Origin of the sequence: Sphingomonas antarctica, assembly GCF_965137005.1 — a bacterium.
Lineage (GTDB): Bacteria > Pseudomonadota > Alphaproteobacteria > Sphingomonadales > Sphingomonadaceae > Sphingomonas_O > Sphingomonas_O antarctica.
On the sequence record NZ_CBCRXM010000001.1, the window covers coordinates 180,810 to 206,761 of the forward strand.

A 25,952-nucleotide genomic window follows, 5' to 3' on the forward strand; every position below is an offset into this window, starting at 1 on the left:
GGCAAGGTCTTGGAAAATCAGCGCAACATGATCCTGGCGATCGTGCTGTCGGCGCTCGTGCTGTTCGGCTGGAGCGCGCTGTCGGACCGGATCATGCCGACGGCCAACCCGCCCGCGACCAGGATTGCCGACGGCAAGACCACGCCGGTCGCCACCCCTGCGGTCCAGCCGGTGCCGGTGGTCAAGGACACCGTCAAGGCGATCGCCGCGACCGCGCGCGTGCCGTTCAAGAATGCGAATGTCAGCGGCTCGATCAACCTGACCGGCGGACGTGTCGACGATCTCGTCCTGACCAAATACGGCCAGACCATCGCCAAGAATTCGCCGCCGGTGCGCCTGCTCAGCCCGCAGGGAACGCCCGAAGCCTATTATGCCGCGTTCGGCTGGACCGGACCCGCGGGCACGGTGCCCGACGCCAATACGGTGTGGACTGCCGACGCCGCCGCGCTGACCCCGCAAACGCCGGTCACGCTGCAATGGACCAGTCCGCAGGGGCTGCGCTACGCGATCCGCTACGCCATCGACGACAAATACATGCTGACGGTGACACAGGCGGTGACCAATGGCGGCGCTCAGGCCGCGACGCTGCGACCGTACGGCTTCGTCAGCCGCTTCGGAAAGTCGAAGGATGTCAGTGCGTGGAACGCGCATGTCGGCCCGATGGGCGTGTTCAACGCGGCGGCGAACTATAAGGTCAATTGGAAGGACCTGGACGAAGACGCGGCGGGCGAACGGTTCCAGACGCCGGGCGGCTGGCTTGGCTTTACCGACAAATATTGGCTGACTGCGCTGGCGCCGGCGGGGACCGGCGCGCTTGATGCGGGCTTCCGGGCGAGCCAGGGGTCGTATCAGGCGGACTATGCCGCCCAGCCGCAGATGATTGCCCCCGGTGCCACCGTGCAAAGCGCGACACACTTCTTTGCCGGCGCCAAGGAAGTCGGCTTGCTCGACGATTATGCCGCTCAGTTCAACATCCCGCTGCTCGGCAAGTCGGTCGATTGGGGCTGGTATGAAGTCATCGAAAAGCCGATTTTCCGCTACCTCAGTTGGCTGTTCCACCTGACCGGCAATTTCGGTTTCGCGATCATCCTGCTGACCTTCACCGTGCGCCTGCTGCTGTTCCCGATCGCGCAAAAGCAGTTCAAATCCATGGCGGCAATGAAGATCGTGCAGCCCAAGATGAAGGCGCTGCAGGAAAAGTATAAAGAAGACAAACCGCGTCTGCAGCAGGAAATCATGGCGCTGTACAAGGCGGAAAAGGTCAATCCGCTCGCGGGCTGTTTGCCGCTGGTGCTGCAGGTTCCGATCTTCTTCGCGCTGTACAAGGTGCTGATCCTGTCGACCGAGATGCGGCATCAGCCGTTCATGCTGTGGATCCACGATCTGTCGGCGCCCGACCCGCTGACCCCGGTCAATCTGTTCGGATTACTGGCGTTCACCCCACCACAGATGATCGCCATCGGCGTCCTGCCGATCATTCTCGGCATTACGCAGTACATTCAATTCCAGCTCAACCCGCAGCAAATGGACCCGGCGCAACAGCAGATCTTCAAGATCATGCCGTGGGTGTTCATGTTCATGATGGCAAATTTCGCTACCGGGCTGATCGTCTACTGGATCACGTCGAACGTGCTGACGATCGCACAGCAGGCGTGGCTCTATTCGCGCCATCCGGGGATGAAGGTCGCCACGACGTGACGTGCGACACAAATAGCGCGAGCTATTTGCGCGACACGTCCCTCCGGGCGGCGGAGCGATCGCTCCGACCGACGTCACGGGATTTACTCCCGTGACCGATCCGTCAGACCTGATCGAACCCGCGCGAAAACTGTTCGCCGGGCCGATCGCGTTTCTCAAATCCGCGCCCTCGCTCGAACATTTGCCCGGGGCCGATGCCCCCGAAGTCGCGTTTGCCGGGCGGTCGAACGTCGGCAAATCGTCGCTGCTCAACGCGCTGACCAACCGCAATGGCCTCGCGCGCACGTCGAACACGCCGGGACGAACGCAGGAGCTCAACTTCTTCGACGTGGGTGAACCGCTGCAACTGCGGCTGGTCGACATGCCCGGCTATGGCTTTGCCAAGGCGCCCAAGGACATGGTCAAGAAGTGGCGGTTTGTGGTCAACGATTTCCTGCGCGGGCGGCAATCGCTCAAACGCGCTTTCGTGCTGATCGACAGCCGTCACGGCATCAAGCCTGTCGATGTCGAAATCATGGACATGCTCGACGCCGCGGCGGTGTCCTATGTCGTCGTCCTGACCAAGGCGGACAAGGTCAAGGCGACCGAACTGGCCGAGGTCACCGAACGGACGGCGGACGCCGCCAGAAAACGCGCCGCCGCTCATCCGGACATCATCGCGACGTCAGCCGAGGGCGGTCTGGGCCTCCCCCAACTGCGCGCGGCGATTCTCGACGCGATCGGCTGATGCACCGGTGGCGTGCGGTGCTGGCGCTGAGCCTGCTCGCCGCTGCGCCGCCCCCCGTTACGACCGGCTTTCCCGACATACAGCCGGTCGAACCGCGCGACCTTGCGCGGCGGATGCTCGGTGCGGCGATCGCCGCGCGGATCGACCGCCACGAGGTCGTCCCGCCGCCGTTGCAAGTCGAAGCAGCGAAGGAACGGTTCAGCGTCGCGGTGCCCGGGCACATGCCCCCGAACGGCTATGGCCTGTTGGTTTACATCTCGCCGTTCGATACGCCGGACTTGCCGCCGGGCTGGGGCGCTACGCTCGACGAATTCGGGATGATCGGTGTCAGTGCGGCCAATTCGGGCAATCGCCGGGGCGCCTTCGTCCGCCGCGCGCCGCTCGCCTTGATGGCGGCGCGGGGGGTGATGCAGCAGTATCGGATCGATCCCGCGCGCGTCGTCATCGCCGGGTTTTCGGGCGGGTCGCGCGTCGCGCTGAAACTGGCGTTGGCTTATCCCGAACTGTTCAAGGGCGCGCTGCTCGATGCCGGCACCGATCTGCTCGGCTCGGCCGATCTGCCTTGGCCGTTGCCGGAGCAACTCGCCCAGGCGCGCAGCATGCGCTTCGCCATCCTCGCCGGGGAGAATGACAGCGCGAAAATCATGAATGTGCGGGCCGGCGACGCGCTGCGCGCCGCGGGCTTCACCGAAATCTATCGGCGAGAAATTGAGCATGTCGAACACGACGCCGCCCCGGCGAAGGACTTTCGCAACGCGCTGTTGTTTCTCGACAAACGCGCCAAGGCCGCGCCGCCCCTCGTTTCTAAAGATCGGGGGACGGCACGGCCCGCAACTAGGCGGCTTTCGCGCGCATTGCCGACTGGATGAACTTGAACACCTCGACATCGAAGCCGGGGTCGGCGCCGCCCTGGCCCTGCCACTGGTCCATATTCTCGTACATCCGCTGCACCCCTGCTTTCATCGCGGGCGTGGCGACGGCGTTGAACGGCGCAAGCAATTCACCCCATTCCTTGAGGAACGCCTGCGCTTCGGGTCCCGCCGGGTCGAGCGGCAGCGCGGCCTTGATCCGACCGCCCAGGTCTTTCCATTTCGCGCCATATTCGGCTTGGTCGAATTCCTTGGGCATGTCGGCATAGCTCGCCGCGAAATCGGCACGTTCTTCGCCGGTCAGATATTTGTCCGACACTTTGTCCCAGGCATCGTTGGCCATGGTTTTTTCTCCTTGTTCGATCAGCGAGCAGAAGGTCGCGACGTCGATGGGCTCGCTACGCTCGACGCGGGACTTGACGGTGGCGAGCAAAGCGCGGGATCGGTCGATCGCCGTCGCCTGCTCGTTCAATTCGATGAGTTGCGCGTCGATCAACCGCGTAAGATCGAGCGGGCCGCGCGACAGCAGTTTTTGGACCTGCGCCAAGGTCAGCCCCGCGCGTTTGAGCACCAGAATCTGGTGCAGCCGCCCCAGTTCGCCCGGGCCGTAATGCCGGCGTCCAGACGCAGTGCGCAATGGCGCGAGCAGCCCGCGCGCCTCGTAAAAACGCAGCGCGCGTGACGACAACCCGGTGCGGCGGGCGACTTCGGCGATGTCCAGCGAATCGATCATGCGGACCTTATGCCAGTTGACGCTGGGTCAACTTCAAGAGCTTTTGTTGATGCCACGCGGCGCCCCCGCTAACGCCGACCGGATGAAGCTCTTCATCGGCAACAAAGCCTATTCGTCCTGGTCGCTCCGCGGCTGGCTCGCCTGCAAGCAATCGGGCCTGGCGTTCGACGAGGTCGTCCTGCCAATGTCGACCCCCGCATGGGATCAGGCGCAGGCAAACGAACTCGCGCCCTCGGGCGGCAAGGTGCCGACCTTGTGGGACGGGGACGCGGTGGTGTGGGACAGCATCGCAATCATCGATTACCTGAACGACAAGACCGGCGGCACGCGCTTCTGGCCCCAGGATTTGGTGGCGCGCGGGTTCGCCCGCTCGATCGCCGCAGAGATGCATTCCAGCTTTACCGCGCTGCGCGGCGCACATGCGATGAACACGCGGCGGACGATCCCGACCCCGGCGACCGAAGCCGTGCAGGCGGACATCGCACGGATCATGGAATTGTGGGCGCAGGCGCGCGCGCGGTTCGGCGGGGAGGGTGACTTCCTGTTCGGCCCGTTCGGCGCGGTGGACATCATGTTCGCGCCGGTCTGCACGCGTTTCATGACCTATCAACTGCCGATTGCGCGCTTCGCTCAGACCTATGTCGATGCGGTGCTGGCGCATCCGTTCATGCTGGACTGGATCGCTGCGGCGCAGGACGAGCAATGGGTGATCGATAAATATGAGCCGTCGGCGACGGCCTGAGCGGTGACCGATCCGATCGCACTCGCCAAGGCGCTGATCGCCTGTCCCAGCGTCACTCCGGCGACTGGTGCGGTGTTCGACGTGCTGGCGGCGGCGCTGGTGGCGCAGGGCTTTGCGGTCGAGCGCTTCGTCACGGGTGAAGCCCCCGACGGGCCGGTCGAAAATCTGCTCGCGACGCGGGGTGACGGCGGCGAGCATTTCGCCTTTGCCGGGCATCTCGATGTCGTGCCGCCGGGCGAGGGGTGGAACGGCGATGCATTTGCGCCGGAAGTGAAGGGCGGCCTGCTCTATGGACGCGGGGCAGTCGACATGAAGTCGTCGATTGCGGCCTTCGTCGCGGCGGCGGACGGCGTAACCGACAAACGCATCACCCTGATCGTCACGGGGGACGAAGAAGGCCCCGCAATTTATGGGACGGCGGCGATTATCGAACGGATGCAGGCGCGCGGCCTGATTCCCGATCTGTGCCTGGTCGGCGAGCCGACATCGACCGCGCGGCTGGGCGACACGATCAAGATCGGGCGGCGCGGGTCGGTCAACATGTGGATCCATGTCGCGGGGACGCAGGGGCATGTCGCTTACCCGCACCTCGCCGACAATCCGATCCCGCGGCTGATCCGCATTCTGTCGCAAATCGAGGCAGTCGAACTGGATCGAGGGACCGACTGGTTCCAGCCGTCGAACATCGAGATCACCACCGTCGATGTCGGCAACCCGACCACCAATGTCATTCCGGCGGACGCCAGTACGCGCCTGTCGATCCGGTTCAACGATCGGCAAAGCGGCCCCGCTCTGGTCGAGCATATCGGCGCAATCGTCGCCAGTGAGCCGGGTGCGACTCTCGACGCGCGGATTTCGGGAGAAGCGTTTCTGACCCCGCCCGGCGCATTCAGCGCACGTATCGCCAACGCGATCGTCGCCGAAACCGGCATCACGCCCGAACTGTCGACCACCGGCGGCACATCCGACGCGCGCTTCATGTCGAAACTATGCCCGACCGTCGAATTCGGGCTGTGCAACGCGACGATGCACAAGGTCGATGAGGCGGTAGCGCTCGCGGATATCGACACGCTGGTGCGAATCTACCGCCGCATTCTCACCGCCGACGCCTGAGGACCACGTAAAGCGCACCAGCCCCGCCGTGGCGGACATGCGCGCGGCGGACGGCGGCGATGTTGCCGGTGAAGGGCGACAGAGCGAGCCAGTCCTCGACCGATGCGGCGATGATCCCGCGCCCGCCGGGCATCAACCGCGCCGCGCGGCCATCGCGCGCTTTTCCGGCGACGACGACCAACAGCCGCGCACCCGCCGCGACCGCGCTGCCGATCGCGGCATCCAGCGCCCGGTGCGCCTCCGCCACGGTCATCTCGTGCAGATCGACGGTCCGGTCGGGCGCGACTTCGCCCTTGGCCAGTTTGCGGTCCCACGCCGCATCGAGCGTCGTCCCCGCCGCACCGCGCCGCGCGACGGGTTCCGGCGCATCGGCGATCAGCGGGCGTGGTGTGCCTTTGCGCGGCTGCCCGAGCCGCGTCACCGATTTTGCGAGCTGACCCCAAAGGGCCGCTTCGTCAGGGGCGAGCCGGCGCATTTGTCAACAACCGCGCGGCTGCGCTCAGCGGCACCAGCACCACGGCGGTGCCGCGCGCCAGCATCCCGCCCGCAATGCGCTTGGCCTCGTCTCCAGCGCCCCAGAAGGTGTCGATGCGGTTGGCACCCTTGATTGCGCCGCCGGTATCCTGCGCGATCCACAGCCCGTCGGCTTCGGGGCGATCCACATCCATCCAGAACGGCGCGCCCAGCGGGACGAAGGCCGGATCGGCGGCGATGCTGATCCCGCCGACGACGGCGACATTCAATGCGCCGAGCGGACCGGGACCGGTCAATTCCTTGAAGAACACGTATGACCGGTTCTCGCGCATGATCGCGCGCCCTTCATCGGGATGGGCGCGGAGATAGGCGACGATTCCCTGCATCGACGTCTGCCCCGGGCCGAGCAGGTTGCGCGATTTCATCAGGCTGCCGATGCCGGTGTAATCATGCCCGTTCTGCCCGGCATAGCCGATGCGCATCACGCTGCCGTCGGGCAAGCGCAGGCGACCCGAACCCTGCACTTCGAGGAAGAACAGGTCGATCGGATCGGCGGCCCAGGCGATCTCCAGCCCCTTGCCCGCGAGAGCCCCGTCCTCGATCTGCCCACGATCCCAATAGGGGACGAAGGCGCCGGTTTCATCATAGCGGCCACGGCGTTGCTTGGTCTGGCATGGTCCCGTCGTCGGATCATCGGGGCAGACCTGAATCGGCCCGGTGACGATATCGCCGGGCCTGGCATAAACCGGCACCGGATAATCGGGCGATTGCGTGCGTGATCCGGCGATTTCAGGCTCGAAATAACCTGTCGCCTTGGCCGCCCCGTCGCCGACGCGGATGGCCGCAAAGTTTTGCGCGAAGAAACTGGCGGGATCGGCGGTCGCGGCGGCATCGCACGCCGCGCGCCAATCGGCAGTCTGCGTCAGACCGGACACATCGCTGCGGCGGAGCAGGGCCGGGCATGTCGCGCGAAAAGCCGTCAACGCGCGCGTGGCATTGTCGAGCGTGATCGGCGGAAAACTGGCGCTCGTCACACCGGCCGCAACGGCATTGGCTGGTGGCGGGGGCGTCACGACAATCGGCGCCGGCGGGGCGGGCCGCGTCGCCGGCGGCGGCGCAACACGCACCGGCTGGCGCTTGGGTGCACCCACACAGGCGGAAATGGCGAGGCACAGCACCGCCGCCAATGCGGGGCGCAAATGGCCGATCACGCAGACTCGTCGGTGTCGATCAACAACCAGTTGGGATCGCCTGCGCGAACTTCGCGGGCGAACGTCCACGCGTCATGCGTCGGCACCGCATCGTCGAGCGACCCCGCCACGACCTTGCCATTGGTATCGCGCGTGACCGCGGCGATATCGGCATCGAAGCGGACGGTGATTTCTGCCTGACGACCTTCGAGCATCGCCGCCGAGATGATTGCTTTGTCGATCGTCACCAAACGGTTGTCGAGCGCGAAGCCGGCGGCCTTGCGTTCCTCGATCGCGTGCGAAAACGCGTCGAAGACGTGCTCGCCGGTCAGGGGCTTCAGCGTATCGACGTCGCCGCGCCAATAGGCTTCGAGAATCATGCGGTAAGCCGCCGTCGCACCCTCGACGAAACGCGGTGCGTCGAATCCGCCATCGGCGGCGGCAATCGCGCGCAGGCCGGCGGCGGCGCTGGCTTCGACCGGGCTGTCCGCGACAATGGTTGAAGCGGCCGGTTGACCCTCGATCATCTGCGTCGCCGGGCGCGCCAGCGGTTCGGCCGGGGGCGCGACAAACGTCTGTTCGTGGCCGGTGCGCTTACCGAGCACGGCGTAAAGGCGCATCGCGAGAAACGCCGCCACCATTGCCAACAACACGATACCGACCACTTGCCACTCCTCGTTCGACACCAGACATAGGCGTTAGGCGGCGTGACTTCAAACCGCCATTGCCCATCGCGCTGTCACGCTTTAGTCGCGCGCCCTTCACGATCCATCAACGCACGAACGGAACAGACGACCAATGGCCGACGACCAGGCGCCCGAAACCCTTGCCAACGGACAGGATAACAGCCCCCAGGCAGGTGTGATCTCGCAATATGTGAAGGACCTGTCCTTCGAAAACCCGAATTCGCCGGCGGTCTATCAGTGGCAAAATCAGCCTAATATCGACGTCCAGTTCAACATCGGTTCGTCGCAACTGGCCGATGATGTTTACGAAGTCGTGCTCAAGATCGACGTCAAGGCGGAAGCCGAAGGCCAAGTCGCATTCCAGGTCGAGCTGTCCTATGCGGGACTCTTCGGGATCCGCAACGTCCCCGCCGAACAGATCCCGCCATTTCTGCTGGCAGAAGCGCCGCGCATCCTGTTCCCCTTCGCCCGCCGCGTTCTGAGCGATGCGGTCCGCGACGGCGGCTTCCCGCCGCTGATGCTCGAGCCGATCGATTTCGCGCAGCTGTACATGCAGCAACAGGCGCAGGGCGAGGCGTTGGTGTCGGCGCAGCCGGCGGGCGAGGCCTGATTGCAGGTGCTTCGAGATGCCGTTTCGACAAGCTCAACGGCTCCTCAGCACGAACGGATTGCTACAAGCCCGTTTGTCCTGAGGAGGGACTGAGCGAAGTCGAAGGCCCGTCTCGAAGGACGCCTGAATGAACCTCGTCCGCGCCACATCCACCATCGGCGGGCTGACCCTGGTCAGCCGCATTCTCGGCATGGTGCGCGACATGTTGATGGCGCGCTTCGTCGGCGCTGGCCTGGCGTCGGACGCATTCCTCATCGCCTGGCGGTTGCCGAACCTGTTCCGCGCCCTGTTTGCCGAAGGCGCCTTTGCCGCAGTATTCGTGCCTTTGTTCAACCGGACGATGGCCGAGGCGGAAAAGGAACGGCATGAGGCCGGGCTGGCCGCGGCCCGCGAGTTCGCGTCGCAAGTGCTGTCGGTGCTGTTCCCGTTCCTCGTCGTCTTCACCGCTTTGATGATGCTTGCCGCCGCGCCGATCGTATGGGCGATGACCGGCGGCTTTCCCGATGGCGGAGCGGAAAAATTCAACCTCGCGGTGCACCTCACGCGGATCACCTTTCCCTATCTGGCGCTGATCAGCATCGTGTCGCTGCTCGGCGGGGTGCTCAATTCGCTCGACCGCTTCTGGGTCAATGCGGCGGCGCCGGTGCTGCTCAACATCTGCATGATCGGGGCTTTGCTGTTCTTTCGTGGCGCCACGCCGCTGGCGACGGCGGAAACGCAAGCAATCGCGGTAACGATTTCGGGCGCGATGCAGCTGGCGTGGCTGGTGTGGTCGTGCCGCCAGGCCGGGGTCAGCCTCGCGTTGCGCCGTCCGCGCCTCAGCCCGCAGGTGCGGCACATGCTCGCGCTGATCGGCCCGGCGGCGCTGGGGCAGGGGGCGATCCAGTTCAACCTGCTGATCTCGACCAGCCTTGCCGCGCGCTTCCTGCCGCAAGGCGCAGTCAGCTATCTTTATTATGCCGACCGGTTGAACCAGTTACCGCTGGGGCTGATCGGCATCGGCGTCGGCACCGCGATCCTCCCCGCTTTGTCGCGCCACATCGGCGGGGGCAATACTGGGGCGGCGCAGCATACCCAGAACCGCGCTCTCGAACTGTCTCTCCTCCTGGCGATGCCCGCGGCCGTGGCACTGACGGTCGCGGCGACCCCGTTGATCCGGGGCGTGTTCGAACATGGCGCCTTCAACGCGATCGATACCGCCGGAACGGCTGCGACGCTCGCTGCCTTCTCGCTGGGCGTTCCGGCCTATGTGCTGATCAAGGTGCTCACCCCGGGCTTTTACGCACGACAGGATACCAAGACGCCGGTGCGGATCGCAATGCTGTCGATGCTTGTGAACCTCGTCGGCAATCTGCTGTCGGTGCTGGTCCTCCACACCGGCTTTGTCGGTATCGCCCTGTCCACGGCGGCGGCGGCCTGGGTCAACACGCTGCTACTCTATTGGACGCTGCATCGTCGCGACCATCTCCGGCTCGACGCGCGAATGCGCCGCAATGGCGTCCGCATCATTCTCGCGTCCGCCGCCATGGGCGTCGCGTTGTGGTTCGGCGGCGCATTGTTCGACGCGCACATGGCGCGCGGCTTCTGGGAGCGGATCATCGCCCTCGGCATGCTGTGTGGCGCCGGCGCAGCGGTATACGGCGTCGCCGCGCTTGCGCTGGGCGCGGTTTCGCTTAGCGAATTGCGCTCCCAGTTCTCGCGGAAGCGTTAGACCATCATGCGTATCGTTTCGGGCATCCAGCCCACCGGCAATTTGCACCTCGGCAATTATCTCGGCGCGATCCGCAATTGGGTGCGGATGCAGGACGAAGTCACGGCGACGGGCGGCGAAAGCCTGTTCTTCCTCGCCGACCTTCATTCGTTGAGCGACCATATCGACCGCGACGTGCGGCTGGCGAGCGTGCGCGACATGACCGCGGCGCTGATCGCCTGCGGTATCGATCCGGCCAAATCGATCCTGTTCAACCAGGCGGCGGTCCCCGCGCATGCCGAACTCTGCTGGCTTCTCAACGGCACCGCGCGGATGGGCTGGCTCAACCGGATGACCCAGTGGAAGGACAAGGCCGGCAAGAACCGCGAGGGCGCCTCGATCGCGCTGTTCGACTACCCCGTGCTGCAAGCCGCCGACGTGCTGCTGTATCAGGCGACGCACGTCCCTGTGGGGGACGATCAGAAACAGCATCTCGAACTCGCGCGCGACATCGCCACCAAGTTCAACACCGATACCGGCGTCGATCTATTCACCCTCCCCGAACCCTTCATTCCGCCTGCCGCGGCGCGGATCATGAGCTTGCGTGACGGCACGGCCAAAATGAGCAAGTCCGATCCGTCGGACATGAGTCGCATCAATCTGAGCGATCCCGACGACGCGATTTCGCAGAAAGTGCGCAAGGCCAAGACCGATCCGGAGCCTTTGCCGTCGGACCCCATGGGGCTGGCAGGGCGCGCCGAAGCCGCGAACCTCGTCAGCATCTATGCGGCGCTGGCGGACAGCGACACGGCAACGGTGCTCGGAGAATTCGGCGGCAGCCAGTTCGGCCCGTTCAAGGCCGCGCTCGCCGATCGCCTGATCGAGCGCATCACCCCGATCCGCGAACGCTATGAAGCGTTGCGCGGCTCGCCCGAACTCGACCGGCATTTGCAGGACGGTGCCGCGCGCGCCCGTGCGGTCGCCGCCCCGACGCTGGCCAGGGCCTATGATGCGCTGGGCTTGATCGCGGCAAAGTGAGCAAGACCCGCGACGAAACGAAACCAGTCAACATTCGTTCATGCAGCAAGCGGCATACTCGGCCGCAGCAAGAGGTCAGCCCCATGAAAACATTGATGAAATTCGCCGCGCCCTTGTCGCTGCTGGCGGTTGCCGGGTGCGCCGCACCGTTTCAGGCGAAGGTTTCGCGCTTTCAGAACCTGCCCGCGCCGCAGGGTCAGAGCTTTACCATCCGCACCGACAATCCGCGGCTGCAGAACAGCCTCGAATTTTCGCAATATGCCAATCTGGTCGCTCAACGCCTCGGCCAGGTCGGTTATGCGCGCGCCGAAACGCCAGGCAGCGCCAATCTGGTCGTGACGGTTAACTACATGGTCGACCAGGGTCGTGAGCGCATCGAGACTTATCCCAGCGCTTCTGGCCCGTTCGGCGGACGCTTTGGTTTCGGCGGGTTCGGCTATGGCGGCTGGCACCGCGGCTATGGCGGCTTCGGCGGCGGGTTCGGGCGCGGCTATTATAGCGGATTCTACGACCCGTTCCTGTTCGACGACTATCGCGACGTCGAGAGCTACACGATCTACACGTCCGAACTGGACATGAAGATCGAGCGCCCCGGCACGCGCGAACGCGTGTTCGAGGGCCGCGCACAGGCGCAATCGACGAACAAAGATCTGACGACCACGGTGCCGAATTTGATCGACGCGATGTTCACCAATTTCCCGGGGAATAGCGGCGAAACGGTCAAGATCACCATTGCCCCGGCGCCGAAGAACCGGCGTTAGGGTTTCGCGTTGACGGTGTGGGAAGGCGTGAATTGTTTGCGCCGCACCCACCTTGTCGGCTGAAGTAACCCTGTCGCCCCTGCGCAGGCAGGGGTCTAGATAAGTTCACAAATGGAGACTCTGTCGCAGGTTGCGAACGCATCTGGGCCCCTGCCTGCGCAGGGGCGACAGGTACGTGGGTGAGTGGTCCAGGCGGTGCGGAAGGTGTGCAGTTCGTGTTTGCGACGTACCCTTATCCCTCGAGCGACCGCATCAGCAGGCGAACATCGGCGTCGATCTCGCTGTCCTGCCCGCGCAGCTTTTCGATCTGCCGGACCGCATGGATCACCGTCGTATGATCGCGCCCACCGAACCGGCGCCCGATCTCGGGCAGCGAACGCGGGGTCAATTGCTTGGCGAGATACATCGCGATCTGGCGCGGGCGGGCGACTTCTCGGGCGCGGCGCGCCGAAACCATCTCCGCCTGGCGGATCTTGAAGTGATCCGACACGCGCCGCTGGATTTCGTCGATGGTGATCCGGCGGCGGCTGGCGCGGAACATGTCCGCCAGAATGTCTTCGGCAAACTTCTCGTCGATCGCGCGATTGCTCAGTGACGAATAAGCCAGGAGGCGATTGAGCCCGCCCTCCAGCTCGCGGATCGAACTGGCGATGCGCGACGCGAGCAGGTCGAGCACGTTGACCGGGACCGTGACGCCCATCGCCGCCGCGCGGCTGTGCACGATCTCGCGGCGCAGCGGATAGTCGGCTGGCTGGATATCGACGACCAGACCCTGCGTCAGGCGCGACAGAATACGTCCCTCGACGCCATCCAGCTCATGCGGCGAGCGATCGGCGGCGATCACCACCCGGCGGTCGGCACGCATCAACTCGTCGAGCGTGTAGAGGAACTCTTCCTGCGTCGGCCCCTTGCCGGCAATGAACTGGAAATCGTCGATCATCAGCAGATCGACCGAACGCAGCCGTTCCTTGAATGCCATCGTGTCCTTGGCGCGGATCGCCTGCACGAATTCGACCATGAAGCGCTCGGCGGACATCGACAGCGCCTTGGCACCCGGCTTCATCGCCATGTAACTGTGGCCGATGGCGTGCAGCAGGTGCGTCTTGCCGTGACCGGTCGGCCCATGGAGGTAGAGCGGACTGAACCGCATCGGCCCATCCGCGCCCATCGCGCGCGCGGCGTTGCAGGCGACGCGATTGGCATCGCCGACGATGAACTGATCGAAGGTCAGGCGCGGGTCGAAGCGCGACAGCGGCGCAATGACCTCGACCACGTTCGGCTCGGCAGCAGGTTCTGATTTGGCGCTGAGCACCTCTGGCACGTCTTCACGCGAACCGATACGAACGCTGCGCACGTCGGGCATGATCGCCCGCCAGGCGAGCGTCAGGCGGTCGCCGAAATTGCTCGCCACCCAATTGGCCAGGAAACGCGAGGGCAGCAGCAGCTCGACTTCGCGGTCGTTGGTGCAAAAGCCGCCAAGGCTGATGCGCGCGAGCCAGTGATCGAAGTTACGCGCGCCGACATCGCGCCGCAGATTCTCGCGCACCGCTTTCCAGGCCGCGAGAACGCTTTCAGACACAATTTCGCGTTCGCCGTTGACCGCTGTCACGCCGTTCCCTCTTACCTAATGCTCGTACCCCCACACCGATGCGGCGGCCCAGTCCTGCTCGCATCCGGCTTCAACCGGGGGCGTCTCCGTCGCAGGTCTTTGAGGCCGATCGCAACGACGAGTCGTCGAATCTGCTGGCCCAATTTGTGCGAGGATCGACGGGGGGGTGCAAGCACCGCGCCGTAAATAAAATGAAATAATCCGGCTTGACTCGGGGAAGGTGAGGATTCGCCCGTAGCGCGGCTGGTTTTTGCCGGTTTTCTGCCGCTTTCCAACCAAGTGAGACCGAATCGGAAACGCAAAATTGGCGGGAATCCTAAGGATTCAACGGCATGGCTGTGGATAAGAAAAAAGGCCCGCGAATTGCTTCGCGAGCCCTTCGAAATTCTTGAGCGTCGTCGCTGGCTTAGCCGAGCGCGGCGACTCGCTTGGTCAGGCGCGCGAACTTGCGCGACGCGGTGTTCTTGTGAAGCACGCCCTTGGCCACGCCACGCGCCATTTCCGGCTGGGCAGCGGCAAGCGCAGTCGCGGCAACGGTCTTGTCGCCAGCGTCGAGCGCGGCTTCGACCTTCTTGACGAAGGTGCGGATACGGCCGACGCGCGCGCCGTTCACTTCGGCACGACGGTCGTTGCGGCGGATGCGCTTCTTGGCTTGCGGCGTATTCGCCATGCGACTGTATTCCCTCAAAAACAAAAAGAGGCGCGAAAACGCGCCGGTTCAAGCGGGCCGCATAGCCAGACAAACCCGAATCGTCAACGCTGGCAGCGCGGGCACCAGAAGGTCGATCGCCCGGCCTGAACATCGCGCCGTACCGTGCCGCCGCACATGCACGTCTCACCCTCGCGACCGTAGACCCGGAACTGGCTGGCGAAATAGCCCAGATCGCCGTTCGGCTGTGCATAATCGCGCAGCGTCGACCCGCCCGCGTCGATGGCGGCATTGAGCACTTTCGGAATTGCCGCGACCAGGCGTTTGAGGCGTTCGCCCGACAGGCTGCCCGCCTCGGCGAACGGGCTGATCCGCGCGACGTTGAGCGCTTCGCACGCATAGATATTGCCGACCCCGGCAACGATATGCTGGTCGAGCAGCAGCACCTTGACCGGCATCTTCCGCCCGCGAAACGCCGTGCGCAAATGCGCGACGGTCAAGTCGGGGCCAAGCGGCTCGGGACCGAGCGCCTTGAACGCCGGCCAGTCGTCGAGCCTGTCGGTGTGAACCAGATCGATCGAGCCAAACCGCCGTGCGTCATTGAGTGCGAGGCGGTGGCCGTCATCGGTGTCGAGCACGAAATGGTCGTGCTTCTCCAATGCGCCCGGATCGATCCGCCATCGCCCCGACATGCCGAGGTGAAACACCATCGTATCGCCGCGATCGGTGGCGATCAGCCCGTATTTGGCGCGGCGGCCGAGGCCGGTCACCCGCGCACCCGTCAACCGCTGACGCAGATCGACGGGGAACGGGCGGCGCAAATCGCCACGCCGGGTTTCGACCGACGTCAGCACGCGGCCATCGAGAACCGGCCGCAACCCGCGCACCGTTGTCTCGACTTCGGGAAGCTCCGGCATCGCTTAAATGAACAATGCGACGCTTTGGGTGGCGGTGGCGACGGCGCGCCCTTCGTGATTCCAGAGGTTCATGGCCTGGACCGAGGCACCGTGGGCGGCGTGATTGGCGACGGCTTCGAGCAGGAACCAGCCATCCCCCGCCGCCGCTTCGATGACGTTGAACTGCCAGGTCGTGGTCGAAATCGGACCCCAACCGTCGATCAAGCTCATTGCCGCGGGCGGCAGCGCGTCGGCAATGGCCATAAGCTCGATTTCGGGATCGAGGCCGGCGCGTTCGCGCAACCGGCGCCAGGCGCGGATCGTACCCTTGCCGCGATCCCACGGCATAACATCGAAATTGCGGAGGAAGCCTTGCGGCAACCGCTCGCTGTCCATCGGCGCGTCGGGCAGCGGAATGGCGGGCGCGGGCAAATCGTCATGCGCGATCGCCGACTCGCGCGGTGCCATGAACAGGAACAGTGCGCGGAGACCCACGCCGCTTTCGCCAACGACATCGACCCCGACGAACGCGCTGTTCTTGCCCCGGCGCAACAGTGTCGGCGTGGCGGTCACGACTCCCGCAAGCGGCCCGACGAAGGCGATCTGCGCCGACCGCAGCGGCGGCAGGTCGGGCAGACCAGCTTTGGCCGCCGCCAGCGCGATGGCTGCGGACAGGCCGCCATAGGCCGTGCGCCCCTGCAACCACCCCTCGGCAATTTCGGCGCGCATCGTCGCTCCATCGAAGGTAGCGGCGGCAAGGATTTCGGGCAGGCTCATCGTTCGGCGTTAGCCGACATGCCCGCGTACGCAACCTCGCTCCGTGCGATCCGTTGACGCCACGTCGGGCGCGCTCCACACGAAGGCGCCAGGGAGATCGTGCATTGAGCGGAGCGGCGACCATAGAAAAACGGATCGAGGCCGCGCCCGTCGTGGCTGACAGTCCGCAAGACGATTCGCAGCGTCGCGACCGGTTGCTCGCGTCGCTGACGCTGATTGCCGGCGCCGGCTTTCTGTTCGCCGCGCCGTTCGCGTTGCAAGCCGGACGGGTGTTCTTTTTGCCGGTCACCGCCGCGATGGTGATTGCGATCGCGCTGGTGCCGTTGCTGGAAGGGTTGCAGAATCGCCGCGTGCCGTCGGGGCTGGCCGCCTTGCTCTGCGTCTTGTTGTTCCTCGTCGTGGTCAACGTCGCGCTGGCGGCGATCGTCGTGCCAGCGAGCGAGTGGGTCACGTTGCTGCCGCAACGTCTCACGCGCATCCGCACCAACATCGCACCGGTGCTCGACCTGTTTCAAAGTCTGCAGCATTTCCTCGACAACCTCGTGAAGCGGTTTGCGAGCGGCCCGGTCGGTCGCCCAAGCACATCGGCGGTCCCGCCGCCCAATTCGGTACTCGCCTTGCTCGCGACATCGGCGCCATCGGTATTGATCGAGATGTTCTACTCGTTATTGCTGGTGTTCTTCTTCCTCGCCGGCTGGACGCGGCTCAAACGCCGCACGATCACCAGCCGGACCAGCATCGCCGGGGCCGTCACCACGGCCAGGGTGCTGCGCGATGTGGTCAGCGCGACGTCGAGCTATCTCGGGACGATCACGTTGGTGAACGTGACGCTCGGAGTGATCGTCGCCGGTGCCTTGTGGCTGCTCGGCATGGGCAGTCCGTTGATGTGGGGCGGTCTCGTCACGATCCTCAACTACATCCCGTATCTCGGACCGATCTTTGCGTCGTTGCTGCTGCTACTGGGCGGGTTGATGAGCTTCAACGACATCTGGACCGCCTTCACCCCGCCCGCGATCATGATCGGCCTGCATCTGGTCGAAGCGAATGCGGTGACGCCATTTCTCGTCGGGCGGCGGGTCAAGATCAATCCGCTGATGATCCTCATTTCGATCAGCTTCTGGGGCTGGGTGTGGGGTCCGCTGGGCGCGTTGCTGGCGGTGCCGCTGTTGATCATCATTCAGCGCGTGATCGCCGCCGCTGGCGTGCCCGACATCACCGGCTTCCTGTTCGAGGAAGGCATGCTGACGCACGTCGGCGATTCCGAAAGCGGGTGACGGGAACGCCTTGACGTGAATCGGGGGTGGACCTACAGGCCCGCTTCCCTGTCGCTGCGGGTGTAGCTCAGTTGGTTAGAGTGCCGGCCTGTCACGCCGGAGGTCGCGGGTTCGAGCCCCGTCACTCGCGCCAGGGATCGTAGGCAGAAACGCAGCGCAGCAGCGTTTCGGTGCTGCGTCAGCAGCAGCCGAAGATCCGGCCGACCTTAGCGCAGCATAAGGACCGACGACGTGGCTTTGCCACGGCGAGCCGACCGTCGCCCCCTTCGTCAACGCTTCGCGCTGCCACCTTCCCAACGGGGGAGGACTTTAATTCTTGGCTTCCATCCACCGTAACACCGGCTTCAACGGCGCGATCCACGCCAATCCAAACGCCCCGAACCACAAAATCTGCAGCCAAACATTCTCGGGCCGGGGCAAGGTCACCGCCAGCACCGCCCAAATGACGATCCACGCAACAATCGCGAGCACGCCGATGGGCTTGCGGATCGACGGTTCGTTCACGACACAACGCCTTCATCGGTAACAATGGCATGCAGCCTTACGTCCCATGGATCGATCGGCAACCATCGCGATTTTTGGCAATCCCAGGCGATCCCGATGCGCTTGGCGTCGGGCCACGCGGCAAACGCACGGTCGTAATAGCCCGCGCCGTAACCCAGCCGATCGAGCGCTTCGGTATAGCCGAGCAACGGCACGATGAACGCGTCGGGATCGACCGCAGCGGCGGTTGCCGGATCGGGCTGCCGCAATCCCATCGGTCCTGACAGCAGCGTGTCGCCCGGTTTCCAAGCCAGGAACAGCGGGGGGGCTTTCAATCCGGAATAAAAGGGCAGGGCCAGCGCCACACCTTGTGCATCGAGTATGCCGATCAACGGCAGGGTATCGACCTCGGTCCCGATCGGCAGATACACCGCGACGGTCTTGGCCCCGGCGAGCAGCGGCAAGGCCCGTTCGGCGAATCGTGCAGCGTTCGCGCATCGATCGGGCAGCGACCACGATCCGACATAGACATCGCGCAGTTTGCGGAGCCAGGCGCGAAATTCGGCTTTGGTGGGTGACGGGACCGCCATGGCCGTTTGCTCCGATATCCACTGACGCTCTAACGTCAGGTGGGGACCATGTGCTTCGGACCAGGATCCGGGCAGGGACAGCCCCCTAGGATGATAAATAGCCTCAGGGATGTATAAAGCTCGTACCGGGCAGTTCCCGTCACGCCCTATCTAAGCCTTTGCGTGGCTAGTCTCAAGGCTGTCGGCCATCGCTTCGACCCGTTCGGCCAATTGCGCCAGGGCTTCGGCAACGGCGGGCGACAAGCCAACCTGCGGCGGGGGCGCCTTGCCCTGACGCGCGTCGCCGAGTTCGTCGGCCAGCAGCAGTGCCGCAAGGAGCAGGGTGCGGGCTTCGGTGGCGCTGCCGACCGCGCGTGATGCTTCGGCGGCCTTTTTATCGACCTGCGCACCCAATTGGCGAAGATGATCCTCACCGCCATCGCGGCAGGCGACCGAATATTGGCGACCGCCGATGTTCAGGCTGACATCGGCCATTAGCGGGCACCCCCGGCCGATGGTTGGCCGGCACTGGCAATAACCTGTTCAAGGCTGTCGAGCGCCGCTTGCGTGCGTTCGCGCAAGGCCTGGTATCTGGCTTCGGCGGCTTGCTTGGCGGCGACCGATCCGCGTGCAGCGGTAATGGCGGACTCAAGACGGCCCAACGCACGGTCGATCCGCGCGATCACTTCTTCGGGTTCTGAATTCATCGTCGCGGCCATAAGCAGACCAACGGAATCCGGCAAGGCGCGAGGGTAACCGAAACGTTGACCAAATTGCCTTCGCGCGACAAAGGGGCGCGGACCAACCAGGCCCGCGCAATGCGCCGTGGCTCATCGCAAATTTGGGGAATAATACATGACGAAGGTGGCAATCAACGGGTTTGGGCGCATCGGTCGGCTGGTCGCACGCGCGATCCTCGAACAGCCCGATTGCGGGTTGGAACTGCTTGCGATCAACGACTTGGGCGATGCCAAATCGAACGCCATGCTGTTCAAGCGCGACAGCGTTCACGGCAAATATCCCGGCACCGTCGAAGCCGAAGGCAATGACCTGATCATCGATGGCAAGCGCATTCACGTCACCGCCGAACGCGATCCGGCCAAATTGCCGCATGCGGCCAACGGTGTCGACATCGCGCTCGAATGCACCGGATTTTTTACCGACCGCGAATCGGCGCAAAAGCATCTGGATGCCGGTGCCAAGCGCGTGTTGATCTCCGCGCCGGCCAAGGGCGTCGACCTTACCGTGGTGTTCGGGGTCAATCACGACAAGCTGACCGCCGATCATGTCATCGTGTCGAACGCCAGCTGCACGACCAACTGTCTGGCCCCCGTCGCCAAGGTGCTGAACGACGCGATCGGTATCGAGCGTGGCCTGATGACCACGATCCACGCCTACACCAACGACCAGAAGATCCTCGACCAGATCCACGGCGATATGCGCCGGGCGCGCGCCGCGGGCATGTCGATGATCCCGACCACGACGGGTGCCGCCCGCGCGGTCGGTGAAGTGCTGCCCGAACTGAAGGGCAAGCTCGACGGGTCGGCGATCCGCGTGCCGACACCCAATGTCAGCCTGATCGACCTGACCTTCACCCCGTCGCGCGACACGACCAGGGACGAGGTCAACGCCTTGCTCAAAGCGGCATCGGAAAGCGGACCGCTGAAGGGCGTGCTCGCCTATACCGACGAACCGCTGGTTTCGATCGACCTCAATCACGAGCCTGCATCTTCGACCGTCGACAGCCTCGAGACCGCCGTGATGGACGGCAAACTGGTCCGCGTCGTCAGCTGGTACGACAATGAATGGGGTTTCTCGAACCGCATGGTCGACACCGCCGGCGCGATGGCAAAGCTGGTCTGATCATGGCGTTCAAAACGCTCGACGATCTGTTTGCCGAGTTCAGGGCCGACGTTCGCGGCAAGCGCATCCTCGTCCGCGAAGACCTCAACGCCCCGATGGAGGGCGGCAAGGTCACGGACGATACACGGCTGCGCGCCGCGGTGCCGACGATCGCCGAGCTGGCGGACGCCGGCGCGATCGTGCTGGTGCTGGCGCATGTCGGGCGACCGAACGGCGCGCGCGATCCGAGCCTGTCGACCGCATTGCTGACGCAGCCGCTGGCGCATGTGCTGGGCCGCGAAGTGATGTTCGTCGATCACTACGCCGATCCGACCGCGCTGCGCGACCTGCAGCCGGGTCAGGTCGCGCTGCTCGAAAACACGCGATTCAGTACCGAAGAGGAGAAGAACTCCCAGTCGCATGCAGCCGATTTGGCACGTTTTGCGGATTTTTACGTCAACGACGCCTTTTCCGCCGCGCACCGTGCGCACGTTTCGACCGAGCGGCTGGCGCGTGTCCTGCCCGCCTTTGCCGGGCGGCAGATGCAGGCCGAACTCGACGCGTTGGACAAGGCTTTGGGCTCGCCTGAACATCCAGTCGCCGCCGTCGTCGGCGGCGCCAAGGTCTCGTCCAAACTCGCGGTACTCGAACACCTGGTCGACAAGGTCGATCATCTGATCATCGGCGGCGGCATGGCCAACACCTTCCTCGCCGCGCGCGGGGTCGATGTCGGCAAGTCGCTGTGCGAACACGATCTCGTCGCAACCGCCAACCGCATCTTCGACGCGGCGGACAAGGCCGGCTGCACCGTCCATCTCCCCTATGACGTTGTAGTTGCAAAGGAATTCCGCCCCAACCCGCCGGTCCGCACCGTCAATGTGCACGAAGTTATGGCGGATGAAATGATCCTCGACATCGGCCCCGCCGCAACCGAAGCGCTGGCGGATGTCCTGAAGACCTGCCGCACATTGGTCTGGAACGGGCCGCTGGGTGCGTTCGAAACCCCACCGTTCGACCGCGCGACCGTGGCGCTGGCCAGGACCGCGGCGGCACTGACGCAGAGCGGCAGCCTGGTGTCCGTCGCGGGTGGCGGCGATACGGTCGCGGCTCTAAATCAGGCGGGAGTGGCAGACGGCTTTACCTTCGTGTCGACTGCGGGAGGCGCGTTCCTCGAATGGATGGAAGGGCGCGAATTGCCAGGGGTAGCAGCGCTCGGTTGACCAATGTTATCGTCCCATAACGACACGCGTTTGTCGTGGGACGTCGAGGCGAGTTATGCTAACGCCCGGCCAGTGATTGATTTGAATAGTCTGTACGGGGAATTTTTCGATGGGCGCTTTCGTTGTTGCTGCCGCCGCTTTTGCATTGGCGCCTGTTACGGCCAATGCCATCACTTATGACGCCGTGAGCAGCTTTTCGTCAGGCAACCCCAGCGGCTCATGGGCATATGGCACCGGCGCGGGCAGCACCGGCTTTGTCCCGTTCTCGACCTATTCGTCGACGTGTTTTGGACAGAGCGGCTTCGCCTGCCACTCGTTTGGCGATTATCAGGGCGTCGGGCTCAACACGACGGCTGGCGATGTGAACCCTCCGGGCCTGTCGACTGTCGCGATCCCGAATGACGAATTGTGGCTGCATCCGGCTGACGGCGCTGGCGCGACCGATACAGTGGTAACGTTTCTCGTCTCCACGACCAGCACCTATTCGGTGTCGGGCCTGTTCCAGCGCCTGAGCAACGCCGCCAGTAATGGCAGCGGCAATGGCGTTCTGGTGTCGATCTACAACGGTGCATCGCTGCTCTACAGCAGCAGCGCGCTGGCCGGGACGCCCGCTGCCGCGACGCAGGCGACATTCAACTTCACACAAGCGCTGGCTGCCGGTTCGACCGTGTCGTTCGTCGTTAACAATAACGGCAATTATCAATATGATAGCACGGGCCTGTCGGCGAGCATCGCGGCTGTACCGGAGCCAGCACAATGGGCGCTGATGATCGGTGGCTTCGGCGTGGTCGGCGTGACGATGCGTCGCCGCCGCTCGGCTGCCGCTGCCGCCTAAACCCCATTTCGGTTAATAAGGCGGGTCGCGAAGGATCGCCTTCGTGACCCGTTTTTGTTGAGGCGAGATTGTTGGGCCGATTATACCCGTGTCCATCGCGGCAACAATCGGATAGCGTTGCTTAATGAGCGGCTTTCCTCGGTTGCGGACGCTCGCCGTCATCGCCGGGCTTTTGCTTGCTTACGTAATTGGCATGGCCACTGGGCATTATCAGCTTCCGCCCTTCAAAGCGCTTTTTGCATTGAAGATGCGCGCGACGGGTGAGACGCCGCCCAAACCGTCGTCATCGTTTCACGACGCTCTTGTCGCAATCGATGCCGCGCTGCCTCCGGGCCAAGCGGACGTCGTGATGCTCGGCGATTCGCTCACGGCTTACGGCCGCTGGGACGAGCGGTTTCGTGACTGCCGCGTCATCAATCGCGGCATTTCCGGCGATACCATCGCGAGCGTCAGGGGCCGTTTGGGCGAAGTTTTGTCGCATCGGCCGACGCAAGTCTTCGTCATGGCGGGGGTCAACGATCTGGTCGCCGGACGACCGATCGCCGCCATCGTAAGCGATTATGATACGACGGTGACGCACTTGATCGGCGGGGGCGCAACCGTCGTGATGCAATCGGCGCTACCCTGTACCGGGCCGGAAACCCTGTGCCCGGCGGGACGCAACGCGGCGATCGACGCCCTCAACCGCGCATTGCTTGGACTGGCGACGCGGCGCGGCGTCGCCTGGCTCGATCTGGTGCCGATGTTCAAGGTGGATGGCCACCTGCGGCCCGAGCTGACCATCGACGGCGCGCACCTGAACGCTGCCGGGTTCGCCGTGTGGGAGCGCCAGCTCGCGCCGCTGATGTGCAGGCCCGATCGCCAGCCGCGGCCCTTTTCGTGAGCGCTTCGCCCCGCTAACAGCGCCGCAAATCCCAACGATCCAGAAAGCCTGACCCGCATGAACCACGCCGAGATGCACGCCAAGATCGCCGCTGGACGGGGCTTCATCGCTGCGCTCGATCAATCGGGCGGATCCACGCCCAAGGCGCTGGCGGGCTATGGCATCGGGGCGGACGCGTTTTCGAACGATGAGGAAATGTTCGCGCTGATCCACGCGATGCGTGCGCGGATCGTGATGTCGCCTGTCTTCACCGGTGAAAAAGTCCTCGGCGCGATCCTGTTCGAACGCACGATGGACGGTCAGATCGACGGCAAATCCGCACCGCAAGCGCTGATCGACAAGGGCATCGTTCCCTTCATCAAGATCGACAAGGGGTTGGAGGACGAAGCGAATGGCGTCCAGTTGATGAAGCCCATCGGCGGACTCGACGCATTGCTCGCGCGCGCCAAGGGTCTCGGCGTGTTCGGCACTAAGGAACGCTCGGTGATCAACTTCGCGAATGCCGAAGGGGTGGCCGAGATCGTCGAGCAACAGTTCGAAATCGCCGCGCGGGTCAACACCGCCGGCCTGATGCCGATCATCGAACCTGAAGTGAACATCAAGTCGGCCGAGCGCGCTCAGTGCGACGCGCTGCTGCGCGACGAATTGCTCAAGGCGGTCGACGCATTGCCCGATGGGCAACAGGTCATGCTCAAACTGTCGATTCCCGCCAAGGCCAATCTCTACGCGCCGCTGGTCGATCACCCCAAGGTGCTCAAGGTCGTCGCGCTGTCGGGTGGCTTTTCGCGCACCGACGCCTGTGCCGAACTGGCGAAGAACAAGGGCATGATCGCGAGCTTCAGCCGCGCATTGCTCTCGGACCTCCGTGCAGACATGTCGGAAGCGGAGTTCGACGCCGCGCTGGGCGGTGCGATCGACGAAATCTACGCGGCGTCGGTCGACAAGGTCGCCTAGCCATCGCGCCGGGCTTGAGCTAAATCCACCGCACCGCGAGAAGACGGGACGGGTCGCACTGACATCACAACGGAAGTGCACCCATGTCTCGTTCGATCATCCTGCTGTTTGGCAGTGCGGCCTACGTCTTCTTCTTCGCGACGTTTCTTTATCTGATCGCGTTCGTCGGCAATTTGCCGTGGGTGCCGCTGACGATCGATCGTGGACCGATTGCCAGCACCGGCATGGCGTCCGTGGTCGATCTTTTGCTCGTCGCCTTGTTCGGGGTGCAGCATAGCGTGATGGCACGGCCAGGGTTCAAGGCGGCATGGACGAAAGTGGTGCCGAAGGCGCTCGAACGGAGTGTCTACGTCGTTGCGTCGAGCCTGATGCTGATCCTGCTTTACGCATTTTGGCGGCCCATCGTCGCGCCGCTGTGGACCGTCACCGCGCCAGCCGGTCAAATTCTGCTATGGGCACTATTTGGACTGGGATGGGGCATTGTCCTGCTCTCGACCTTCCTGATCAGCCATTTCGAACTGTTCGGCCTGACGCAAGTATGGACCAACTGGCGGCGGCGCGAGATTGCGCCGATGAATTTCGTGACGCCGTTCCTCTATAAATTCGTGCGGCATCCACTGTACCTCGGCTTCCTCATCGCGATGTGGTCGATCCCGGCGATGACGCTGGGCCATGCGCTGTTTGCGGGGGCGATGACCGTTTATGTGCTGATCGCGATCCGGTACGAAGAACGCGATCTCGTGGCACAGCTTGGACATGAATATGTCGATTATCGCGGTCGCGTGGGGATGCTGACGCCAAAGCTGCGCTGACAATTCACGCGGGGACGCTAGGGACGGCGGATGGACGATGATTTTGCCTCCCAGTTCGCGCGCGACCGGCGCCCGTTATGCCAGCTTTATCTGATCTCGCCGCTCGATGTGGGGGGCGGATTCCCGGAACGACTGGCCCGCGCGCTGGATGCGGGTTCGGTCGCGGCGTTCCAGTTTCGCGTAAAAGGCATTGATCAGCATGCGGCCGTCGCACTGGCGGAACCGCTTCAGCGCATCTGCGCCGATGCGGACGTGAACTTCATCGTCAACGACAGTATCTCGCTGGCCAAGCGGATCGGTGCCGACGGCGTGCATCTCGGGCAAGGCGATGGCGACGTTCGCGAGGCGCGTGAGGTGCTGGGCCGGGAGGCGCAGATCGGCGTGACGTGCCATGACAGCCGGCATCTGGCGATGGAAGCAGGCGAAGCGGGCGCGGATTATGTCGCGTTCGGGGCGTTCTATCCGACGACGACCAAGGAAGTCTCGCACCGGGCTGAGCCATCGATCATCGGGTGGTGGACGACGCTGTTTCCCGCGCCGTGCGTGGCAATCGGCGGGATTACACCGGAGAATGCGCCGCCGCTAATTGCTGCAGGGGCGGACTTCCTCGCGGTCAGTTCGGCCGTGTGGTCAGGCGACGAGGCCGAAGCGGTTCGCGCGTTTGGGCGCGTCATCACCGGCTAAGCGATCGTTGGCAACGTAGCGCGCCTCGAATTGATCGACCGTCGGCGCGGTGCCGCGTTCGCGCGACAAATGCCAGGTCGAGCCGAACAGGCCCGATGCGGGAACCGAATGTGGCGTGATCGACTTGCTCATAA

Annotated in this window: 30 protein-coding genes, 1 tRNA gene and 1 other RNA gene; 18 read left to right on the forward strand and 14 right to left on the reverse strand. The window is 64.2% G+C overall.

Annotated features, from left to right (window positions below; genetic code table 11):
- Nucleotides 1–9: 9 nt before the first annotated feature.
- From yidC to ACM9ME_RS00950, 3 genes are all read left to right on the forward strand, one after another.
- Nucleotides 10–1,698, forward strand: coding sequence for a membrane protein insertase YidC (gene yidC / locus ACM9ME_RS00940; RefSeq protein ID WP_415641529.1), 1,689 nt, complete (start codon nucleotides 10–12; stop codon nucleotides 1,696–1,698).
- 91 nt (nucleotides 1,699–1,789) lie between these two features.
- Nucleotides 1,790–2,425 (forward strand): ribosome biogenesis GTP-binding protein YihA/YsxC, encoded by a 636-nt coding sequence (gene yihA, locus ACM9ME_RS00945; RefSeq protein ID WP_415641530.1) that lies wholly within the window; start codon nucleotides 1,790–1,792, stop codon nucleotides 2,423–2,425.
- Nucleotides 2,425–3,294, forward strand: a complete 870-nt coding sequence (locus ACM9ME_RS00950) for a hypothetical protein (protein WP_415641531.1) — start codon at nucleotides 2,425–2,427, stop codon at nucleotides 3,292–3,294. The genes yihA and ACM9ME_RS00950 overlap by 1 nt, the downstream gene beginning before the upstream one ends.
- Here the strand turns inward: ACM9ME_RS00950 and ACM9ME_RS00955 are convergent.
- Nucleotides 3,260–4,027, reverse strand: a complete 768-nt coding sequence (locus tag ACM9ME_RS00955) for a MerR family transcriptional regulator (protein ID WP_415641532.1) — start codon at nucleotides 4,025–4,027, stop codon at nucleotides 3,260–3,262. The two genes, ACM9ME_RS00950 and ACM9ME_RS00955, sit on opposite strands and share 35 nt — an antisense overlap.
- An 82-nt stretch (nucleotides 4,028–4,109) precedes the next feature.
- Here ACM9ME_RS00955 and ACM9ME_RS00960 point away from each other — a divergent pair, with 82 nt between their 5' ends.
- Complete coding sequence (locus ACM9ME_RS00960) at nucleotides 4,110–4,769, forward strand: glutathione S-transferase family protein (protein ID WP_415641533.1); 660 nt, start codon at nucleotides 4,110–4,112, stop codon at nucleotides 4,767–4,769.
- Between the two features lie 3 nt (nucleotides 4,770–4,772).
- On the forward strand, nucleotides 4,773–5,882 hold the full coding sequence (gene dapE, locus ACM9ME_RS00965; RefSeq protein WP_415641534.1) for a succinyl-diaminopimelate desuccinylase: 1,110 nt from the start codon (nucleotides 4,773–4,775) through the stop codon (nucleotides 5,880–5,882).
- On the opposite strand, the gene ACM9ME_RS00970 is transcribed toward dapE, so the two are convergent.
- Genes ACM9ME_RS00970 through ACM9ME_RS00980 form a run of 3 tightly spaced genes read right to left on the reverse strand, consistent with a single transcriptional unit; the run spans nucleotide 5,866 to nucleotide 8,211 of the window.
- Complete coding sequence (locus tag ACM9ME_RS00970; protein ID WP_415641535.1) at nucleotides 5,866–6,357, reverse strand: Smr/MutS family protein; 492 nt, start codon at nucleotides 6,355–6,357, stop codon at nucleotides 5,866–5,868. The genes dapE and ACM9ME_RS00970 overlap by 17 nt on opposite strands.
- Nucleotides 6,338–7,564 carry a murein transglycosylase A gene (gene mltA, locus ACM9ME_RS00975; RefSeq protein WP_415641751.1) on the reverse strand — a complete coding sequence of 409 codons (1,227 nt, stop codon included), beginning with the start codon at nucleotides 7,562–7,564 and terminating at the stop codon, nucleotides 6,338–6,340. Before mltA ends, ACM9ME_RS00970 begins: the two co-directional genes overlap by 20 nt.
- Nucleotides 7,564–8,211, reverse strand: a complete 648-nt coding sequence (locus tag ACM9ME_RS00980; protein ID WP_415641536.1) for a Tim44/TimA family putative adaptor protein — start codon at nucleotides 8,209–8,211, stop codon at nucleotides 7,564–7,566. Before ACM9ME_RS00980 ends, mltA begins: the two co-directional genes overlap by 1 nt.
- 133 nt (nucleotides 8,212–8,344) lie before the next feature.
- Between ACM9ME_RS00980 and secB the strand changes: the two genes are divergently transcribed.
- From secB to ACM9ME_RS01000, 4 genes are all read left to right on the forward strand, one after another.
- On the forward strand, nucleotides 8,345–8,842 hold the full coding sequence (secB, locus tag ACM9ME_RS00985) for a protein-export chaperone SecB (protein ID WP_415641537.1): 498 nt from the start codon (nucleotides 8,345–8,347) through the stop codon (nucleotides 8,840–8,842).
- A 127-nt stretch (nucleotides 8,843–8,969) separates the two neighbouring features.
- The gene (gene murJ / locus ACM9ME_RS00990; protein ID WP_415641538.1) at nucleotides 8,970–10,553 is read left to right on the forward strand and encodes a murein biosynthesis integral membrane protein MurJ; all 1,584 of its coding nucleotides are present in this window, start codon (nucleotides 8,970–8,972) and stop codon (nucleotides 10,551–10,553) included.
- Nucleotides 10,554–10,559: 6 nt separating this feature from the next.
- Entirely contained in the window at nucleotides 10,560–11,570 is a 1,011-nt protein-coding gene (gene trpS / locus ACM9ME_RS00995) for a tryptophan--tRNA ligase (protein WP_415641539.1), read from the forward strand.
- Between the two features lie 83 nt (nucleotides 11,571–11,653).
- The gene (locus tag ACM9ME_RS01000) at nucleotides 11,654–12,331 is read left to right on the forward strand and encodes a DUF4136 domain-containing protein (protein WP_415641540.1); all 678 of its coding nucleotides are present in this window, start codon (nucleotides 11,654–11,656) and stop codon (nucleotides 12,329–12,331) included.
- Nucleotides 12,332–12,563: 232 nt separating this feature from the next.
- Here ACM9ME_RS01000 and dnaA read toward each other — a convergent pair whose 3' ends face one another.
- The 4 genes from dnaA to ACM9ME_RS01020 all read right to left on the reverse strand — a co-directional run bounded on the left by dnaA (nucleotide 12,564) and on the right by ACM9ME_RS01020 (nucleotide 16,262).
- Nucleotides 12,564–13,940: a chromosomal replication initiator protein DnaA gene (gene dnaA, locus ACM9ME_RS01005; RefSeq protein WP_415641541.1), complete on the reverse strand. Its 1,377-nt coding sequence runs from the start codon at nucleotides 13,938–13,940 to the stop codon at nucleotides 12,564–12,566.
- Between the two features lie 406 nt (nucleotides 13,941–14,346).
- Nucleotides 14,347–14,610, reverse strand: a complete 264-nt coding sequence (gene rpsT, locus ACM9ME_RS01010; RefSeq protein WP_415641542.1) for a 30S ribosomal protein S20 — start codon at nucleotides 14,608–14,610, stop codon at nucleotides 14,347–14,349.
- Between the two features lie 83 nt (nucleotides 14,611–14,693).
- Complete coding sequence (gene mutM, locus ACM9ME_RS01015) at nucleotides 14,694–15,506, reverse strand: bifunctional DNA-formamidopyrimidine glycosylase/DNA-(apurinic or apyrimidinic site) lyase (protein WP_415641543.1); 813 nt, start codon at nucleotides 15,504–15,506, stop codon at nucleotides 14,694–14,696.
- A gap of 3 nt (nucleotides 15,507–15,509) precedes the next feature.
- Nucleotides 15,510–16,262 (reverse strand): thioesterase family protein, encoded by a 753-nt coding sequence (locus ACM9ME_RS01020; RefSeq protein ID WP_415641544.1) that lies wholly within the window; start codon nucleotides 16,260–16,262, stop codon nucleotides 15,510–15,512.
- Between the two features lie 152 nt (nucleotides 16,263–16,414).
- Here ACM9ME_RS01020 and ACM9ME_RS01025 point away from each other — a divergent pair, with 152 nt between their 5' ends.
- A complete protein-coding gene (locus tag ACM9ME_RS01025; RefSeq protein WP_415641545.1) occupies nucleotides 16,415–17,536 on the forward strand; it encodes an AI-2E family transporter in 1,122 nt (373 codons plus the stop codon).
- A gap of 56 nt (nucleotides 17,537–17,592) precedes the next feature.
- Nucleotides 17,593–17,669: transfer RNA gene (locus ACM9ME_RS01030), tRNA-Asp, on the forward strand.
- Between the two features lie 176 nt (nucleotides 17,670–17,845).
- Here ACM9ME_RS01030 and ACM9ME_RS01035 read toward each other — a convergent pair.
- From ACM9ME_RS01035 to ACM9ME_RS01050, 5 genes are all read right to left on the reverse strand, one after another.
- Nucleotides 17,846–18,040, reverse strand: a complete 195-nt coding sequence (locus ACM9ME_RS01035; protein WP_415641546.1) for a DUF2842 domain-containing protein — start codon at nucleotides 18,038–18,040, stop codon at nucleotides 17,846–17,848.
- Complete coding sequence (locus ACM9ME_RS01040) at nucleotides 18,037–18,609, reverse strand: 5-formyltetrahydrofolate cyclo-ligase (protein ID WP_415641547.1); 573 nt, start codon at nucleotides 18,607–18,609, stop codon at nucleotides 18,037–18,039. Before ACM9ME_RS01040 ends, ACM9ME_RS01035 begins: the two co-directional genes overlap by 4 nt.
- Nucleotides 18,596–18,748, reverse strand: a non-coding RNA gene (gene ssrS, locus ACM9ME_RS15465) — 6S RNA. The genes ACM9ME_RS01040 and ssrS overlap by 14 nt, the downstream gene beginning before the upstream one ends.
- A gap of 11 nt (nucleotides 18,749–18,759) precedes the next feature.
- A complete protein-coding gene (locus tag ACM9ME_RS01045) occupies nucleotides 18,760–19,083 on the reverse strand; it encodes a cell division protein ZapA (RefSeq protein WP_415641548.1) in 324 nt (107 codons plus the stop codon).
- The gene (locus tag ACM9ME_RS01050) at nucleotides 19,083–19,295 is read right to left on the reverse strand and encodes a hypothetical protein (RefSeq protein ID WP_415641549.1); all 213 of its coding nucleotides are present in this window, start codon (nucleotides 19,293–19,295) and stop codon (nucleotides 19,083–19,085) included. The genes ACM9ME_RS01045 and ACM9ME_RS01050 overlap by 1 nt, the downstream gene beginning before the upstream one ends.
- 148 nt (nucleotides 19,296–19,443) lie before the next feature.
- On the opposite strand from ACM9ME_RS01050, the gene gap reads away from it, so the two are divergent.
- The 7 genes from gap to thiE all read left to right on the forward strand — a co-directional run bounded on the left by gap (nucleotide 19,444) and on the right by thiE (nucleotide 25,818).
- The gene (gene gap, locus ACM9ME_RS01055; RefSeq protein ID WP_415641550.1) at nucleotides 19,444–20,451 is read left to right on the forward strand and encodes a type I glyceraldehyde-3-phosphate dehydrogenase; all 1,008 of its coding nucleotides are present in this window, start codon (nucleotides 19,444–19,446) and stop codon (nucleotides 20,449–20,451) included.
- A gap of 2 nt (nucleotides 20,452–20,453) precedes the next feature.
- Nucleotides 20,454–21,650, forward strand: a complete 1,197-nt coding sequence (locus ACM9ME_RS01060) for a phosphoglycerate kinase (protein ID WP_415641551.1) — start codon at nucleotides 20,454–20,456, stop codon at nucleotides 21,648–21,650.
- 109 nt (nucleotides 21,651–21,759) lie between these two features.
- Nucleotides 21,760–22,485, forward strand: a complete 726-nt coding sequence (locus ACM9ME_RS01065) for a PEPxxWA-CTERM sorting domain-containing protein (protein ID WP_415641552.1) — start codon at nucleotides 21,760–21,762, stop codon at nucleotides 22,483–22,485.
- Between the two features lie 124 nt (nucleotides 22,486–22,609).
- Complete coding sequence (locus ACM9ME_RS01070) at nucleotides 22,610–23,368, forward strand: GDSL-type esterase/lipase family protein (protein ID WP_415641553.1); 759 nt, start codon at nucleotides 22,610–22,612, stop codon at nucleotides 23,366–23,368.
- A 57-nt stretch (nucleotides 23,369–23,425) separates the two neighbouring features.
- Nucleotides 23,426–24,322 carry a fructose bisphosphate aldolase gene (locus ACM9ME_RS01075; RefSeq protein WP_415641554.1) on the forward strand — a complete coding sequence of 299 codons (897 nt, stop codon included), beginning with the start codon at nucleotides 23,426–23,428 and terminating at the stop codon, nucleotides 24,320–24,322.
- Nucleotides 24,323–24,405: 83 nt separating this feature from the next.
- Nucleotides 24,406–25,134: a methanethiol S-methyltransferase gene (mddA, locus tag ACM9ME_RS01080; RefSeq protein WP_415641555.1), complete on the forward strand. Its 729-nt coding sequence runs from the start codon at nucleotides 24,406–24,408 to the stop codon at nucleotides 25,132–25,134.
- Between the two features lie 30 nt (nucleotides 25,135–25,164).
- Nucleotides 25,165–25,818: a thiamine phosphate synthase gene (gene thiE, locus ACM9ME_RS01085; RefSeq protein WP_415641556.1), complete on the forward strand. Its 654-nt coding sequence runs from the start codon at nucleotides 25,165–25,167 to the stop codon at nucleotides 25,816–25,818.
- Here the strand turns inward: thiE and ACM9ME_RS01090 are convergent.
- Nucleotides 25,765–25,950, reverse strand: coding sequence for a hypothetical protein (locus tag ACM9ME_RS01090; protein WP_415641557.1), 186 nt, complete (start codon nucleotides 25,948–25,950; stop codon nucleotides 25,765–25,767). The two genes, thiE and ACM9ME_RS01090, sit on opposite strands and share 54 nt — an antisense overlap.
- Nucleotides 25,951–25,952 lie beyond the last annotated feature (2 nt).

Excerpts from the sequence above, each read along its gene's own strand:
- ACM9ME_RS00950 (WP_415641531.1), top strand. The coding sequence starts at position 2,425 with ATGCACCGGTGGCGTGCGGTGCTGGCGCTGAGCCTGCTCGCCGCTGCG.
- ACM9ME_RS00955 (WP_415641532.1), bottom strand. The coding sequence starts at position 4,027 with ATGATCGATTCGCTGGACATCGCCGAAGTCGCCCGCCGCACCGGGTTG.
- ACM9ME_RS00960 (WP_415641533.1), top strand. The coding sequence starts at position 4,110 with ATGAAGCTCTTCATCGGCAACAAAGCCTATTCGTCCTGGTCGCTCCGC.
- ACM9ME_RS00970 (WP_415641535.1), bottom strand. The coding sequence starts at position 6,357 with ATGCGCCGGCTCGCCCCTGACGAAGCGGCCCTTTGGGGTCAGCTCGCA.
- secB (WP_415641537.1), top strand. The coding sequence starts at position 8,345 with ATGGCCGACGACCAGGCGCCCGAAACCCTTGCCAACGGACAGGATAAC.
- murJ (WP_415641538.1), top strand. The coding sequence starts at position 8,970 with ATGAACCTCGTCCGCGCCACATCCACCATCGGCGGGCTGACCCTGGTC.
- trpS (WP_415641539.1), top strand. The coding sequence starts at position 10,560 with ATGCGTATCGTTTCGGGCATCCAGCCCACCGGCAATTTGCACCTCGGC.
- ACM9ME_RS01000 (WP_415641540.1), top strand. The coding sequence starts at position 11,654 with ATGAAAACATTGATGAAATTCGCCGCGCCCTTGTCGCTGCTGGCGGTT.
- rpsT (WP_415641542.1), bottom strand. The coding sequence starts at position 14,610 with ATGGCGAATACGCCGCAAGCCAAGAAGCGCATCCGCCGCAACGACCGT.
- mutM (WP_415641543.1), bottom strand. The coding sequence starts at position 15,506 with ATGCCGGAGCTTCCCGAAGTCGAGACAACGGTGCGCGGGTTGCGGCCG.
- ACM9ME_RS01020 (WP_415641544.1), bottom strand. The coding sequence starts at position 16,262 with ATGAGCCTGCCCGAAATCCTTGCCGCCGCTACCTTCGATGGAGCGACG.
- ACM9ME_RS01040 (WP_415641547.1), bottom strand. The coding sequence starts at position 18,609 with ATGGCGGTCCCGTCACCCACCAAAGCCGAATTTCGCGCCTGGCTCCGC.
- ACM9ME_RS01045 (WP_415641548.1), bottom strand. The coding sequence starts at position 19,083 with ATGGCCGATGTCAGCCTGAACATCGGCGGTCGCCAATATTCGGTCGCC.
- ACM9ME_RS01050 (WP_415641549.1), bottom strand. The coding sequence starts at position 19,295 with ATGAATTCAGAACCCGAAGAAGTGATCGCGCGGATCGACCGTGCGTTG.
- gap (WP_415641550.1), top strand. The coding sequence starts at position 19,444 with ATGACGAAGGTGGCAATCAACGGGTTTGGGCGCATCGGTCGGCTGGTC.
- ACM9ME_RS01060 (WP_415641551.1), top strand. The coding sequence starts at position 20,454 with ATGGCGTTCAAAACGCTCGACGATCTGTTTGCCGAGTTCAGGGCCGAC.
- ACM9ME_RS01065 (WP_415641552.1), top strand. The coding sequence starts at position 21,760 with ATGGGCGCTTTCGTTGTTGCTGCCGCCGCTTTTGCATTGGCGCCTGTT.
- ACM9ME_RS01070 (WP_415641553.1), top strand. The coding sequence starts at position 22,610 with ATGAGCGGCTTTCCTCGGTTGCGGACGCTCGCCGTCATCGCCGGGCTT.
- ACM9ME_RS01075 (WP_415641554.1), top strand. The coding sequence starts at position 23,426 with ATGAACCACGCCGAGATGCACGCCAAGATCGCCGCTGGACGGGGCTTC.
- mddA (WP_415641555.1), top strand. The coding sequence starts at position 24,406 with ATGTCTCGTTCGATCATCCTGCTGTTTGGCAGTGCGGCCTACGTCTTC.
- thiE (WP_415641556.1), top strand. The coding sequence starts at position 25,165 with ATGGACGATGATTTTGCCTCCCAGTTCGCGCGCGACCGGCGCCCGTTA.
- ACM9ME_RS01090 (WP_415641557.1), bottom strand. The coding sequence starts at position 25,950 with ATGAGCAAGTCGATCACGCCACATTCGGTTCCCGCATCGGGCCTGTTC.